Origin of the sequence: Bordetella genomosp. 5 (assembly GCF_002261475.1) — a bacterium.
Taxonomy (GTDB): Bacteria; Pseudomonadota; Gammaproteobacteria; order Burkholderiales; family Burkholderiaceae_B; genus Bordetella.
Window position 1 is genome coordinate 63,017 of record NZ_NEVN01000012.1, and the last position, 14,253, is coordinate 77,269.

Here is a 14,253-nt window from a genome sequence, read left to right on the forward strand (position 1 = left end):
CGCATGGCGGCTCGCCCGGAGGTGCTCGCATGATACGGCAAGCAGCCGGCGCCGCCATTGGGGGTTAACGACTAGCCGGCGCGCAGCGCGGACGCACCCGCGATATATAAGATTTCCTTATGCAGAACATAAACCCGGAAATCTTCCCTTATTCGGCGCAGCGGCGCACACTTCGATCTGGCCGTGCACCGCATGGCTTTCCGAGTCCCCTTCGACGCGCCCATCGGCGCGCGCTCTCATGAATGCGCCTCTTGCCCTGAGCCCCACGGTCCTGATCCGTGACACCCTCGACGCCGACCTTCCGGCCATCGCCGCCATCTACGCGCAGCACGTGCTGCACGGCACGGCCTCTTTCGAACTCGAGCCGCCCTCGGCCGAAGAAATGTTCGCGCGCCGCGCGGCGGTGCTCGGCCATGGCCTGCCCTACCTGACGGCGGAGTGCGGTGGCGTGGTGGTGGGCTACGCGTATTGCACGCCGTATCGTCCGCGCCCGGCTTACCGGCATACGGTGGAAGACTCGGTTTATGTGCAGGCCGGCCGCGCCGGCCTCGGTATCGGCGGCAAGCTGCTCGGCGCGCTGATCGAGCGATGCACCGAAGGCGGCTGGCGCCAGATGCTGGCGGTGGTGGGCGACAGCCGCAACGCGGCCTCGCTGGCCGTGCATGCGCGCCATGGCTTTCATCCCGTGGGAACCCTGCGCGATGTCGGGTTCAAGCATGGCGAGTGGCGTGACACCGTGCTGATGCAACGCGAACTCGGCACCGGCAGCCGCACGCCGCCGTCGCGCTGACCCGGGCTCGGCCCCGGGCTCAGCCTCGGGATTCAGATCCCCGGCTCGTCGGCCTGCTGTGCCGCCTTGTCGCGGATCCAGCGTTCGAAGCCGGCCTTGCGCAGCGCGCAGGCCGGGCATTTACCGCAGCCATGCCCCCAGGGGTGCTTCATGCCCCGCTCGCCAAGGTAACAAGTGTGGCTCTCGTCCACGACGATATCCACCAGCGCCGGCCCGCCCAATCGATGGGCCAGCTCCCAAGTCTCCGACTTGTCGATCCACATCAGCGGCGTTTCGATCGTGAGACGTGAACCCAGGCCCAGGCTCAGCGCCACCTGCTGCGCCTTGATCGTGTCGTCACGACAATCCGGATAGCCCGAGAAGTCGGTCTCGCACATGCCGCCCACCAGGACGTCGAGCTGACGGCGGTAGCCCAGCGCGGCGGCCAGCGTCAGAAACAGCAGATTGCGGCCCGGCACGAAGGTATTGGGCAAGCCGTTTTCCTGCATCTCGATGGCGCGATCGCTGGTCATGGCGGTGTCGCCGACCTGGCCCAGCACGCTCAGATCGAGCAGGTGGTCTTCACCCAGCCGTGCCGCCCACTGCGGAAAGCGCGCGCGCACCTCGCGCAGCACATTCAGACGCGCGTCGAGCTCGATGCGGTGCCGCTGACCGTAGTCGAAGGCCACGGTTTCGACGTGTTCGTAGCGGTCGAGCGCCCAGGCCAGGCAGGTGGTGGAGTCCTGGCCACCCGAGAAAAGGACCAGTGCGCGTCGTTGATGATTCAGCATGGGAAAAACCGGAAAGAAGTTGCGGCGCGTGCCGCCATGGCGAGACTGTACCGCAGGCCGCCGCGTCAGGATCGGTGCTTACAATCGTCGCATCGGCCATTCTCTTTTCGTACCCCGCACGCACTTTCCCTTTTTCCTTTCCTCGACGGATCCTCGATGAACGCCACTCGCACGCAGTCCGATGCCGCTGAACCCCTCCGCCACGATATCCGCCTGCTCGGCCGGTATCTCGGCACCGTCATCGAGGCCTGCGACGGCAAACGTGTCTTCGACACCATCGAAACCTTGCGCCGCACCGCGGTGCGCTTTCGGCGCGAAGGCAGACAGGACGACGCCAAGCTGCTGCAGGCGCGTGTGCGCCAGTTGCGCGGCGATGATCCCAACTCGGTGGCCCGCGCGTTCAGCTATTTTCTGCATCTGTCCAACATCGCCGAAGACCGCGACCAGAATCGCCGTCAGCGCGCCCGCGCGCTGGCCGACCCCGCACCGGCGACGGGCAGCGTGGCGCAGGCCATCGCGCAGCTCAAGTCGCAGGGCGTGACGCCCGCGCGCATCCGCAAGCTGCTGGCCGAGGCCTGCATCATGCCCGTGCTCACGGCGCATCCCACCGAAGTGCAGCGCAAGAGCACGCTCGACGAACACCGCGAAATCGCCGCGCTGCTGGTGCAGCGCGAGCAGCCGCTCACCGCCGACGAGCAGGCCGCGCTCGACCAGGCGCTGTTGGGCCGCGTGGCCACCTTGTGGCAGACGCGCATGCTGCGCTACACCCGGCTGACCGTGGCCGACGAGATCGAGAACGCGCTTTCTTATTACCGCAGCACCTTTCTGCAGGTGATCCCGCGCCTCTACGCCGACGTCTCGCGCCTGCTCGGCCGCGAGCCGGCCGCACCTAAGCCGGCCGCACCTAAGCCGGCCGCACAATTCACCCGCCCCTCCGCGACGCTCGAGCCTTTCCTGCGCATGGGCAGCTGGATCGGCGGCGATCGCGACGGCAATCCCAACGTGGACGCCGGCACGCTGGAACGCGCGTTGCTGCGTCAGGCCACCGTGCTGTTCGAGCATTACCTCCAGGAAGTCCATGCGCTGGGCGCCGAGCTCTCGCTCACGACGCTGCTGGTGCAGGCCAATCCCGCGCTGCACGAGCTGGCCGAAGCCAGCGGCGACGACTCCCCGCATCGGCGCGACGAGCCCTATCGCCGCGCGCTGGTCGGCATTTATGCCCGCCTCGCCGCCACGGCGCGCGACCTCACCGGACAGGATCTGGCCCGCCGCGCCACCCGCGCGGCACCGCCCTACACCACGCCGCAGGAGGTCACGCGCGATCTCGACGTGATCGCCGATTCGCTCACCGACCATCACGGCGCGCCCATCGCGCGCCTGCGGCTCACCGGCCTGCGGCAGGCGCTGGACGTGTTCGGCTTCCACCTGGCCACCGTCGATCTGCGCCAGAGCTCCGACGTGCACGAAGAAGTGCTGACCGAACTCTTCAGCCGCGCGGGCGTGCAGTTCGAAGGCGAGCCCGTCGATTACGCGGCGCTGGATGAAGACGCGCGCGTGCGGCTGCTGCGCGCCGAGCTGGCGCAGGCGCGGCCGCTGGTCTCCCCCTGGATCACCTACGGCGACATCGCCACGCGCGAGCTTGCCGTGCTGCGTGCCGCCGCTGCTGGCCGGGCCCGCTACGGCAAGCAGGCCGTGCGCCAGACCATCGTGTCGCACACCGAGACGCTGAGCGACCTGCTCGAAGTGCTCGTGCTGCAAAAAGAGGCGGGCCTGACCGCGCCGGCCGGCACCGACATCGGCCCGGAAGACGGCCTCATGGTCGTGCCCTTGTTCGAAACCATTCCCGACCTGCAGCGCGGCGCCGGCATCATGGCGGCGTGGCTGGATCTGCCCGAAGTGCGGGCCCGCGTGCGTGCGGCGCAGGACCAGACGCAGGAGGTGATGCTGGGCTATTCCGACAGCAACAAGGACGGCGGCTTTCTCACGTCGAACTGGTCGCTGTATCAGGCCGAGCGCGATCTGGTCGACGTGTTTCGCAAGCGGGGCGTGCGGCTGCGGCTCTTTCACGGGCGCGGCGGCTCCGTGGGACGCGGCGGCGGCTCGAGCTTCGACGCCATCCTGGCGCAACCGCCCGGCACGGTGGCGGGCCAGTTCCGCCTCACCGAACAGGGCGAGGTGATCCAGAGCAAGTACAAGGATGCCGAGATCGGCCGCTGGCATCTCGAGCTGCTGGTGTCCGCCGTGCTCGAGTCGTCGCTCGCGCCGCACGCCGAAGCGGCCGAGGCCGAAGACGCCCACATGGCGCGCCACGGCGACGCCATGGCGTTCATGTCCGAACATGCTCAGCGCACCTACCGCGGCCTGGTGTACGACACGCCGGGCTTCGCCGATTACTTCTTCGCCGCCACGCCGATCAGCGAGATCGCCGGGCTGAACATCGGATCGCGTCCGGCCTCGCGCAAACAAGGCCAGCGCATCGAAGACCTGCGCGCCATTCCGTGGGGCTTTTCTTGGGCGCAATGCCGCCTCATGCTGACCGGCTGGTACGGCGTGGGCTCGGCCATCGAGGCCTACCTCGAGACCGGCGCGCCCGGTGCGGCCAAGTCGCGCCGCGGACGGCTGGCGCAGCTGCGCGAAATGGCCACGCAGTGGCCGGCGCTGCGCACCTGGCTGTCGAACATCGAGATGGTGCTGGCCAAGTCCGACCTGGCGATCGCGGCGCGCTATGCGCAGCTGGTGCCGCAGCGCGCGCTGCGCGAACGCATCTTCGGCGCGATCTCGCAGGAACACGCGCGCACGATTGCGATGCTGCGCTTGCTGAACCAGCGCGAACTGCTGGCCGACAACCCGGCCCTGCTGGCCTCGCTGCGCGAACGCTTCGCCTATATCGATCCGCTCAACTATCTGCAGATCGAACTGATCAAGCGTTACCGGGCCGCTCAGGCCAAACCCGATGCCCAGCCCGACAAGCGCGTGCAGCGCGCGATCCACCTGACCATCAACGGGATCGCCGCGGGGCTGCGTAATTCGGGCTGAGCAAGGTCCGAGGGCCATCCGGCGCGGCGTTCGGCCTGCCCGATGGCCCGTGGTGGTGTACGCAGCATGGCCGCACGCCTGCGTCGTGGCTGCCTCCACGGGCGCTGGCCTTCCCCAGGTGCGCTATGAAGGGTCCGTCTGGCACCGCGCGGGGGTGACCGCAGCGTGGACACCCGCCCGACCCGCCGGTGTCCAGCAGGCGGAATCCTGGGCTACTATCGCTGAAAATTCTATATACGCACAAATGTTCGCATATAGAACACAACGATTTTTCTGGCCCAGGGCACGGAAAGGCACCCACGGAAGAGACGACCGGCGCGCCCGGACGCCCCCATTCAGGGCCGCCTCACGCGCTCGGGCCGCGAGCAAGCGAGCATCTTCATGGATCTTCCCATCCAGAATCTGGCAGTCGTGGGCGCGGGTGCCATGGGCAGCGGCATCGCCGCCCTCTTCGCCTCCCGCGGCGTAAACGTGGTCCTGATCGATCCGGTCGCGGGCGCCCTCGAGCGCGCCACCGCCACGATCGAACGCCAACTCGGCGTCTACGCGCCCGACGCGGTGCAGGAGTCGCTGCGGCGCATCCGCCTGGACCCCGGTCTCGAGGCGGCCTGCGGCAGCGAACTCGTGATCGAGGCCGTACCCGAAAAGCTCGACCTCAAACGCGACATCTTCACGCGGCTCGACACGCTCTGCCCCGCGCACACCATCTTCGCCACCAACACCTCCGGCCTGTCGATCAACGCCATTGCCGAGTCCGTGACGCGGCGCGACCGCTTTGTCGGCACCCACTTTTTCACGCCGGCGGATGTGATCCCACTCGTGGAAGTCGTGCGCTGCGACGAGACCTCGACGGCCACCGTCGAACGCGTGATGGATTTCCTGCGTGCCGGCGGCAAAAAACCGGTGCTGGTGCGCCAGGACATCCCCGGCTTCATCGCCAACCGCATCCAGCATGCGCTGGCACGCGAGGCCATCTCGCTGCTCGAAAAGGGCGTGGCGAGCGCCGAAGACATCGACGAAGTGGTGAAGTGGAGCCTCGGCATCCGGCTGGCGCTCACCGGCCCGCTCGCCCAGCGCGACATGAACGGCATCGACGTTCACCACGCCATCGCCAGCTATCTCTACCAGGACCTGGAAAACCGCACGACGCCCTCGGACCTGCTCACGCAGAAGGTCGAACGCGGCGAGATCGGTGCCAAGGCCGGCCAGGGCTTCTATGCCTGGCCCGCCGAAGAGCGCGAGCGCGTGCTGCGAGAGAAAAGCACCGCGCTGGCCGATCTGGTGGCCTGGCTCGACGCCAAGAAACTCAGCTGACCATTTTCAACCGCGCCGCGCGGCCTGCCTGCCGCACGGCGTTTCAACACGCGCACCATCAAGTTGCGCGCGCAACAAAATAACAGAGCCCCGGAGAGACGGGTGCCTGTTGGAGGCAATATGAACAAACTCGCTTCTTTCTTCACGGAGCTGATGCGCAAGTATCTGCCCGACCCCTTCGTTTTCGCGATCGCACTCACCCTGCTCACCGTCCTGCTTGCGATGGGCGTCGAGGGCCAGGCACTGCCTGCGATCACACGCGAGTGGGGCAAGGGCTTCTGGAGCCTGCTGGCCTTCACCACCCAGATGGCGGTGATCCTGGCCATGGGCTACGTGCTGGCCACCGCGCCGCTGACCGATCGCTTTCTGGATCGCATCGTCAGCCACGTGCACAACCCGCGCACGGCCATCATCGTGGCCACGCTCGTGGGCGGCGTGGGTAGCTACCTGAACTGGGGTTTCGGCCTCGTGATCGGCGGCGTGGTCGCCAAGAAGCTCGCGCTCAAGGTCAAGGGCGTGCATTACCCGCTCATCATCGCGTCGGCCTACAGCGGCTTCACGATGTACGGGCTCGGGCTGTCGGCCAGCATTCCGGTGCTCGTCGCCACCCCGGGTCACCCGACCTCGGCGCAGATGGGCGTGATCCCGCTGTCCGAGACCATCTTCTCGGTGCCGATGCTGCTCACCAGCCTGGTCATCATCGTGACCCTGCCGCTGCTCAACGCGTGGCTGCATCCCAAGGCCGGCGACACCGTCGTCGAAGTCGACCCCAACATCGACAAGGACAACGCGCCGGCCGCCGGCCACAACGCCTCGGCCGAGAACACGCTGGCCAGCCGCCTGAACAATAGCCGCATCCTGAGCATGCTGATCGGCGCGCTGGGCATCGCGTATGTCGCCTTCTACTTCATGGACGGCAAGTCGCTCGACCTGAACCTGATCAACTTCATCATCCTGTTCCTGGGCATCATCCTGCTGGGCACGCCGGCCGCCTACGTGGCCAAGCTCAACGAAGGGATCAAGACCATCGGCGGGATCATCCTGCAATACCCGTTCTACGCCGGCATCATGGCGATCATGGCCGGCTCGGGCCTGGTCAACACCATCTCGGCGATTTTCGTCGACGTGGCCACCCCCGCCACGCTGCCGTTCTGGGGCCTCATCAGCTCGTTCGTCATCAATTTCTTCGCGCCCTCGGCCGGCGGCCACTGGGTCATCCAGGGTCCGTTCATGATCGACGCCGCCAAGGAAATCGGCAGCGCCATGAACCAGACCACGATGTCCGTGATGCTGGGCAACGCCTGGAACGATCTCGTGCAGCCCTTCTGGATCCTTCCGGCGCTGGCGCTGTCCAAGCTCAAGCTGCGCGATGTGATGGGCTACACCGTGATCATGATGGTGTGGGTCGGCATCGTGCACATCACCGCCGTGCTCGCCTGGGGTTTCCTTACCCACTGACGCGACCACGACTCAACGGAGCATCGCCATGAAACCCACCGCCTATCTCGTGACCGGCGCAAGCGCCGGGATCGGCGCGGCTATTGCGCAGGCCCTGCTGCAAGCGGGCCATACCGTCGTCAATATCGACTACCGGCTGCCCGACCAGGCGCCCGCGGGCCTGGTTTCTTTCCAGGCCGACCTCACCGACCTGGCGGCCACCGAGGCCGTCGCGCGTGAAGTCAACGCGCAGTACGCCATCGTCGGTCTGGTGAACAACGCCGGCGCGACCCGCCCGGGCAGCGCCGATACGGCGTCGATCACCGATCTCGATTACGTGGTCAACCTGCATCTGCGCACGGCGCTCATCCTGATCCAGGCCGCGCTGCCGGCGATGCGCGAGGCCGGCTTCGGCCGCATCGTGAACATGTCGTCGCGCGCGGCGCTCGGCAAGCCCGAGCGCGTGGTGTACTCTGCCACCAAGGCCGGCCTGATCGGCATGACGCGCACCCTGGCCATGGAGCTGGGCGGCGACGGCATCACCGTCAACGCCATCGGCCCCGGCCCCATCGCCACCGAGCTGTTCACCAAGAGCAATCCGGAAGGCGCGCCGCAGACCCGCCGCATCATCGACAGCATCGTGGTCAAGCGCCTGGGCCAACCCGAAGACGTGGCCCGCGCGGCGATGTTCTTCCTGGCGCCCGAGAACGGCTTCGTGACGGGTCAGGTGCTGTATGTGTGTGGCGGCACCACGCTGGGCGTGGCGCCGGTCTGAGCATGCAACCGGCCACGTTCCTTCGCAACTGGCGCCGGCGCGCCTCAGCGGCGCAGCAAGGCGTCGTTGACGCGCCGCGCCGCCTCGCGCAGCGGCGGCAGGAATGCCGCCAGCATTTCGTCGCGCGAGTAGCGATTGACGTGGCCGCTCACATTCATGGCCGCGATCACGCGGCCGGTCCGGTCGACGATCGGCACGGCCACCGACTCCAGACCGGGCTCGAGCTCCTGCACCACGCAGGCATAGCCGTCGCTGCGCACCTGATCGAGCGCGGCGCGCAAGGCCGCGCGGTCGGTGAGCGTGCTGGCGGTATAGACACGGATCTGGCTCTGGTCGAGCAGACGTTCCTGGTCGGCCAGCGGCAGGCCCGCCAGCAGCACACGGCCCATCGAGGTCACCCACGCCGGCAGACGACTGCCGACGGCCAGATTGATGGTCATGACCTTGTGGGTCGAGAGCCGCAGGATATAGACGATGTCGGTGCCGTCGAGCACCGACACGGAACAGGATTCGCGCGTGAGTTCGGCGACCTCTTCCATGTAGGGCAGCGCCAGGTTCCACAACGGCGTGGCCGACAGATAGGCATAACCCAGCTCGAGGATGCGCGGCGTGAGCGTGAAGCGCCGGTCTTCGACCGTGACGTAGCCCAGGTGCTCGAGCGTGAGCAGGATGCGGCGCGCGCCAGCGCGCGTGAGCCCCGTTGCGGCCGCCACCTCGGAGAGTGTCATTTGTGGACGCTGCGGGCCGAACGCGCGGATAACCGACAAGCCGCGCGCGAAGGATTGCACGTAACTGTCGCTGGGCTGCTGACTTGCGGTTTCAACCATAGACTCGATCAACCAGGATTCGGGCCCGCGCTGCGCGGGCATCGAGCCGCCCCGAGCGGGGCCGGGCGGCTCCGTTTAAGCACCGGACGCCTTGCCTTGACACTGCGCCACAGCCCTGAAACGATGTTCTTCGAGAGAACATAAGTTCGACTGAAGAACAATTATCACACGCCATCTCTGAGACATACCTATGATTTCAAAGCTCGTTGCAAACACGGCGCAGGCCCTGGCCGATGTGCCTGACGGCGCCACCATCATGATCGGCGGCTTCGGCACCGCAGGCCAACCCATGGAACTGATCGACGCCCTGCTCGAACAAGGTGCCAAGGACCTGGTCATCATCAACAACAACGCGGGCAACGGCACCACCGGCCTGGCCGCGCTGCTGGGCGCGAATCGTGTGCGCAAGATCATCTGCTCGTTCCCGCGTCAGGCCGACTCGCAGATCTTCGACGGCCTGTACCGCAGCGGCAAGCTCGAGCTCGAACTGGTGCCGCAGGGCAACCTCGCCGAGCGCATCCGCGCCGCCGGCGCCGGCATCGGCGCATTCTTCAGCCCCACGGGTTATGGCACGCCGCTCGCCGAGGGCAAGGAAGTGCGCGAGATCAACGGCCGTCATTACGTGCTCGAGTATCCGCTGCACGCCGACTACGCCCTCATCAAGGCCGAACGCGGTGACCGCTGGGGCAACCTGGTGTACCGCAAGACGGCGCGCAACTTCGGCCCCATCATGGCCAGCGCTGCCCGCGTGGCCGTGGCTCAGGTGAGCGAAGTGGTCGAGCTCGGCCAACTCGATCCCGAAGCCGTCGTCACCCCCGGTATTTTTGTCCAGCGCGTGGTGCAGGTCGCCGCCGCCCCCGCCGCCAAGGAACAGGCATGAGCACCAAACTGACCCGCGACCAGATCGCCGCGCGCGTTGCGCAAGACATCCCCGAAGGCGCTTACGTGAACCTGGGCATCGGCCTGCCGACGCTGGTGGCCAACCACCTGCCCACCGACCGCGAAGTGATTCTGCACACCGAAAACGGCATGCTGGGCATGGGCCCCGCACCGGCCAAGGGCGAAGAAGACTACGACCTGATCAACGCCGGCAAGCAGCCGGTCACGGAACTGCCCGGTTGCTCGTTCTTCCATCATGCGGACTCGTTCGCGATGATGCGTGGCGGCCACCTCGATATCTGCGTGCTCGGTGCATTCCAGGTGTCGGCCCAGGGCGACCTGGCCAACTGGCACACCGGCGCGCCCGACGCCATCCCCGCCGTGGGCGGCGCGATGGACCTCGCCATCGGCGCCAAGCAGGTGTTCGTGATGATGGAACTCACCACGCGCGAAGGCCAGAGCAAGCTGGTCCAGGCTTGCAGCTACCCGCTCACCGGCGTGCGCTGCGTGTCGCGCGTGTACACCGACGTGGCCGTGTTCGACATCGCGTCCGATGGCGTCACCGTCATCGACATCTTCGGCGACACCACGCCCGAACAGCTGCTGTCCCTCACGGGCCTGCCGCTCAAGTTCGCCCACTGACGATTCATCGCGCCGCGCCCGCCGCGCGGCGCCGCATACGAAGGAGCAATCATGCTGTACATGGCTGAAATGCAGGTCAACCTGCCCCCCGACATGCCGGCCGACGTGGCCGCCAAACTCAAGGCCGACGAAAAGGCGCTGGCCCAGAAGCTGCAACACGAAGGCAAGTGGCAGCATCTGTGGCGCGTGGCCGGCCGCTACGCCAACGTGAGCATCTTCGACGTGGCCGACCACGACGAGCTGCACAACATCCTGTCGTCGCTGCCGCTCTTCCCGTACATGGACGTGCGCGTCACCGCGCTGGCACGCCACCCCTCGGCCATCTGATCGCCCACGCCACGGAGCCCCGCATGCCCTACATCATCGAGACCTTCGACAAGCCCGGCACGCTCGCGCTGCGCCAGCAGCACCGCCCGGCCCACCTCGCTTTCCTCGACGCCAACAAGGCGCTGTTGCTGGCCTGCGGCGCGAAGCTGCAGGACGACGGCACCGACGCGGGCGGCGGCCTGTACGTGGTCGACCTCGACACGCGCGAAGCCGCGCAGCAACTGATCGAAGCGGATCCGTTCTATCAGGCCGGCCTGTTCGAGAACGTGAAGATCACGCGCTGGCGCAAGGCCTACGTGGCCGGCGAATGCTATCTGTGAAGTAAGTCCTGCCAGACCGCCCGGACACGCCGGCCCGCGCGGGCCGCATGCGTCGGGCGCAGCGCGGGGACACGCCTCCCCGCGCCCATTTTTTTAGGATGTCCCCATGTCTTATGCCGACCTGAGCCAGGCCCGTCTGTACTACGTCATCGACGGTCCGGCCGACGCCCCGGTGCTCGTGCTGTCCAACTCGCTGGGCACCTGCGCCGATATGTGGGCCCAGCAGATCCCCGCGTTCGCGCGCCACTTCCGTGTGCTGCGCTACGACACCCGTGGCCATGGCCGCTCGTCGGTGCCCGACGGCGAATACAGCTTCGCCCAGCTCGGCGGCGACGTGATCGAACTGCTCGACCACCTGAACATCGAACGCGCCCATTTCTGCGGTCTGTCGATGGGCGGCCCGACGGGCCTGTGGCTCGCGCTCGAGCACGCATCGCGCATCGACCGCCTGGTGCTATGCAATACCGCCGCACGTATCGGCACGGCGCAGTTCTGGAGCGACCGCATCACCGCCGTGCAGGCGCAGACGGTGCACGCCATGGCGCCCGCGCTGGTCGAACGCTGGCTCACGCCCGAGTACCGCGCCGCGCAGCCCGGCCTCGCGCAAGTGCTGGTCGACATGCTGCGCCGCACGGCCGACGCCGGCTACACCGGCAACTGCGCGGCACTGCGCGATGCCGACCTGCGCGAGCGCCTCGCCGAGATCAAGCAGCGCACGCTGGTCATCGCCAGCACGCACGACATGGCCGCCACCCCCGCCGACGGCCGTTTCCTGACCGACAACATCCCGGACGCGCGTTACATCGAGCTGCCGACCTCCCACATCTCCAACTGGGAACAGCCGGAAGCCTTCACACGCGCGGTGCTCGACTTCCTGACGGAGTAGCGCCATGCAACGCTGGAAAAACCGCCCACCGGGCTCCAACTGGGGGGACTTCGGTCCCGATGATCAGTTGGGCCGTCTCAACCTCATCACCGACGAGGTCGTGCTGCGCGGCGCGCGCGAGATCCGCGCGGGCAAGACCTTCTGCCTGTCGCTGCCGCTCGACCTGCCCGGCGGCAACGTGCTCAACCCGCGCCGCCATCCGCCGCAGCTCTCGCCCACGCGCCTGCAGGACACGCCCTACCTGAATTTCCCGTTGCGCAAGCTCAACCCCGATGCGGTCGACGTGCTCAGCGACGATCAGGTGCTGCTGTCGATGCAGTACTCCACGCAATGGGATTCGCTCGCACACGTGGGCGCCCTGTTCGATGCCAACGGCGACGGCGAACCCGAGCTCGTGTATTACAACGGCTATCGCGCGGGCGTCGACGTGGTGGGCCCGATGGACGGCGACCACCTGGGTTGCGGCTGCAACAGTGGCGGACCGTCCGCCGCGCTGAAGATCGGCATCGAGAACCTCGCCCAGAAGGGCATGCAGGGTCGCGGCGTGCTGGTGGATCTGGTGCGCCATTACGGCACGGGCCGCACGCTGATCGGCGCGGCCGAGCTGCTGGCCGTGCTCGACAAGGACGGGATCGAGGTGCTGCCGGGCGATATGGTGGTGCTGCGCACGGGCTACGCCGAGAAGGTCGTGGAGATGGCCGGTAAACCCGATGCCGACGTGCTGCACACGTACGGCGCAGCGCTCGATGGCACCGACGAAGCGCTGCTCACCTGGATCAGCGAGAGCGGCATTGCCGCGATCTGCGCCGACAACTACGCGGTCGAAGCCTATCCGGCACGCGAGCGCCAGGGTCCGCGCGCCATGTTGCCGCTGCACCACCACTGCCTGTTCAAGCTGGGTCTGCCGCTGGCCGAACTGTGGTACCTCAAGGATCTGGCCGACTGGTTGCACGCGCAACAACGTCATCATTTCCTGTTGACCGCGCCGCCCCTGCGCCTGCCGCACGCCGTCGGTTCGCCGGTCACGCCGATCGCGACCGTGTAAAAAAGCCGGGCTCGCTATAGACAAAGGCCTCGGGGCTTACGCCGCCGAGGCCTTTTTCTTGGGGTGGGATAAGGAGGTGTACGCGGCGTCTTGCGGACACACCATACTCGCTCAGCCCGCGACCGGCGGGTAGTCGAGTTCGCCCGAGGCTTCGAGCCCGGCGGCCTGCGCGGCGGACAGTTCCTGGCGGACTTGGGCGCGGGTCACTTGCGAAGCGGCGTGCGCGGCCAGCGGCAGTTCACCGACTTCGGTCGTGGCGACCAGGCCTTGCGAGCGGGCCGATTGCAGGTCGGCGACGACCTGGGCACGGGTCAGCGTCGTGGCGCTGGTTTCTTGCAGCGGCCAGTCCAGTTCGCCCGCCTGGGCGGTACCAAGATAGGTGAGAGAGGCGAGTACGCCGGCGGCGAGGATGCTGAGGGTCTTCATGGTCGGACTCCAGTGATTACGTATGCGATTTCAGTTCAGGTTTTACGGTTGGACGCGGCGGACGAATCAGCCAGCCACCGGCGGGTAGTCCAGTTCGCCCGAGGCTTCGAGACCGGCAGCCTGTGCGGCGGACAGTTCCTGGCGGACCTGGGCGCGGGTCACTTGCGAAGCGGCGTGCGAGGCCAGCGGCAGTTCACCGATTTCGGTCGTGGCGACCAGGCCTTGCGAGCGGGCCGATTGCAGGTCGGCGACGACCTGGGCGCGGGTCAGTGTGACGGCGCTGGTTTCCGGCAGCGGCCAGTCCAGTTCGCCCGCTTGGGCGGCACCGGCGAAGGTGGCGGAGAGAGCGACGGCGGCGGCGAGGGTCTTGATCGAGTTCATGGTGTTTTCCTTGGGTTCAGGTGATCTGGTGATTGAGAAAGCGGATAAATCGTTTAAGGGAAATGCTGGTTTCTGCGGCGTTTTCGATTACTTGCTGGCGGCCTGGATCGCGGAGTAGCTGGCCATCAGGTTGCGGTAGTCGGGGATATGGTTGGCGAACAGCGTGCCCAGGCCCTCGATGTCGTTGCGCCAGTCGCGGTGCAGCTCGCAGGCCACGCCGAACCAGGTCATCAGCTGGGCGCCGGCGCTGCTCATGCGGTCCCAGGCGGCGTCGCGGCTGATTTCGTTGAAGGTGCCCGAGGCATCGGTCACGACGAACACTTCGAAGTCTTCGGCCAGGGCCGACAGCGCCGGGAAGGCCACGCACACTTCGGTCACGACGCCGGCGATGATCAGCT

General features: G+C 67.1%; 16 protein-coding genes. 11 read left to right on the top strand and 5 right to left on the bottom strand.

Features of this window, described 5'->3' with window-relative positions:
* Positions 1–238: 238 nt before the first annotated feature.
* Complete coding sequence (locus tag CEK29_RS20910) at positions 239–790, top strand: GNAT family N-acetyltransferase (RefSeq protein ID WP_094804399.1); 552 nt, start codon at positions 239–241, stop codon at positions 788–790.
* Positions 791–822: 32 nt separating this feature from the next.
* Here CEK29_RS20910 and queC read toward each other — a convergent pair whose 3' ends face one another.
* Positions 823–1,560 (bottom strand): 7-cyano-7-deazaguanine synthase QueC, encoded by a 738-nt coding sequence (gene queC, locus CEK29_RS20915; RefSeq protein WP_094804401.1) that lies wholly within the window; start codon positions 1,558–1,560, stop codon positions 823–825.
* A 156-nt stretch (positions 1,561–1,716) separates the two neighbouring features.
* On the opposite strand from queC, the gene ppc reads away from it, so the two are divergent.
* The 4 genes from ppc to CEK29_RS20935 all read left to right on the top strand — a co-directional run bounded on the left by ppc (position 1,717) and on the right by CEK29_RS20935 (position 8,122).
* Positions 1,717–4,596: a phosphoenolpyruvate carboxylase gene (ppc, locus tag CEK29_RS20920; RefSeq protein WP_094859231.1), complete on the top strand. Its 2,880-nt coding sequence runs from the start codon at positions 1,717–1,719 to the stop codon at positions 4,594–4,596.
* A 381-nt stretch (positions 4,597–4,977) separates the two neighbouring features.
* Complete coding sequence (locus tag CEK29_RS20925) at positions 4,978–5,910, top strand: 3-hydroxyacyl-CoA dehydrogenase family protein (protein WP_094804405.1); 933 nt, start codon at positions 4,978–4,980, stop codon at positions 5,908–5,910.
* Positions 5,911–6,030: 120 nt separating this feature from the next.
* Positions 6,031–7,368: a short-chain fatty acid transporter gene (locus tag CEK29_RS20930; protein ID WP_094859232.1), complete on the top strand. Its 1,338-nt coding sequence runs from the start codon at positions 6,031–6,033 to the stop codon at positions 7,366–7,368.
* Between the two features lie 28 nt (positions 7,369–7,396).
* Entirely contained in the window at positions 7,397–8,122 is a 726-nt protein-coding gene (locus CEK29_RS20935) for an SDR family oxidoreductase (RefSeq protein WP_094804409.1), read from the top strand.
* Positions 8,123–8,166: 44 nt separating this feature from the next.
* Here CEK29_RS20935 and CEK29_RS20940 read toward each other — a convergent pair whose 3' ends face one another.
* Complete coding sequence (locus tag CEK29_RS20940; protein WP_176456950.1) at positions 8,167–8,949, bottom strand: IclR family transcriptional regulator; 783 nt, start codon at positions 8,947–8,949, stop codon at positions 8,167–8,169.
* A 190-nt stretch (positions 8,950–9,139) separates the two neighbouring features.
* Here CEK29_RS20940 and CEK29_RS20945 point away from each other — a divergent pair, with 190 nt between their 5' ends.
* The 6 genes from CEK29_RS20945 (at position 9,140) to CEK29_RS20970 (ending at position 13,048) form a co-directional block, all read left to right on the top strand.
* On the top strand, positions 9,140–9,829 hold the full coding sequence (locus tag CEK29_RS20945; protein ID WP_094804413.1) for a 3-oxoacid CoA-transferase subunit A: 690 nt from the start codon (positions 9,140–9,142) through the stop codon (positions 9,827–9,829).
* Positions 9,826–10,470 (top strand): 3-oxoacid CoA-transferase subunit B, encoded by a 645-nt coding sequence (locus tag CEK29_RS20950; RefSeq protein WP_094804415.1) that lies wholly within the window; start codon positions 9,826–9,828, stop codon positions 10,468–10,470. The genes CEK29_RS20945 and CEK29_RS20950 overlap by 4 nt, the downstream gene beginning before the upstream one ends.
* A 51-nt stretch (positions 10,471–10,521) precedes the next feature.
* The gene (gene catC, locus CEK29_RS20955) at positions 10,522–10,797 is read left to right on the top strand and encodes a muconolactone Delta-isomerase (protein WP_094804417.1); all 276 of its coding nucleotides are present in this window, start codon (positions 10,522–10,524) and stop codon (positions 10,795–10,797) included.
* A 23-nt stretch (positions 10,798–10,820) separates the two neighbouring features.
* On the top strand, positions 10,821–11,117 hold the full coding sequence (locus CEK29_RS20960; protein WP_094804419.1) for a YciI family protein: 297 nt from the start codon (positions 10,821–10,823) through the stop codon (positions 11,115–11,117).
* Between the two features lie 106 nt (positions 11,118–11,223).
* Positions 11,224–12,003 carry a 3-oxoadipate enol-lactonase gene (pcaD, locus tag CEK29_RS20965; RefSeq protein WP_094804421.1) on the top strand — a complete coding sequence of 260 codons (780 nt, stop codon included), beginning with the start codon at positions 11,224–11,226 and terminating at the stop codon, positions 12,001–12,003.
* A 4-nt stretch (positions 12,004–12,007) separates the two neighbouring features.
* A complete protein-coding gene (locus tag CEK29_RS20970) occupies positions 12,008–13,048 on the top strand; it encodes a cyclase family protein (protein WP_094859234.1) in 1,041 nt (346 codons plus the stop codon).
* Positions 13,049–13,159: 111 nt separating this feature from the next.
* Here the strand turns inward: CEK29_RS20970 and CEK29_RS20975 are convergent, their stop codons facing one another.
* The 3 genes from CEK29_RS20975 to CEK29_RS20985 form a co-directional block, all read right to left on the bottom strand.
* Positions 13,160–13,474, bottom strand: a complete 315-nt coding sequence (locus tag CEK29_RS20975; RefSeq protein ID WP_094859235.1) for a DUF4148 domain-containing protein — start codon at positions 13,472–13,474, stop codon at positions 13,160–13,162.
* 66 nt (positions 13,475–13,540) lie between these two features.
* Positions 13,541–13,855, bottom strand: coding sequence for a DUF4148 domain-containing protein (locus CEK29_RS20980; RefSeq protein ID WP_432759267.1), 315 nt, complete (start codon positions 13,853–13,855; stop codon positions 13,541–13,543).
* Positions 13,856–13,942: 87 nt separating this feature from the next.
* Positions 13,943–14,253: isochorismatase family protein (locus CEK29_RS20985; RefSeq protein ID WP_141218372.1), on the bottom strand; the 311-nt coding region annotated here is incomplete at its 5' end.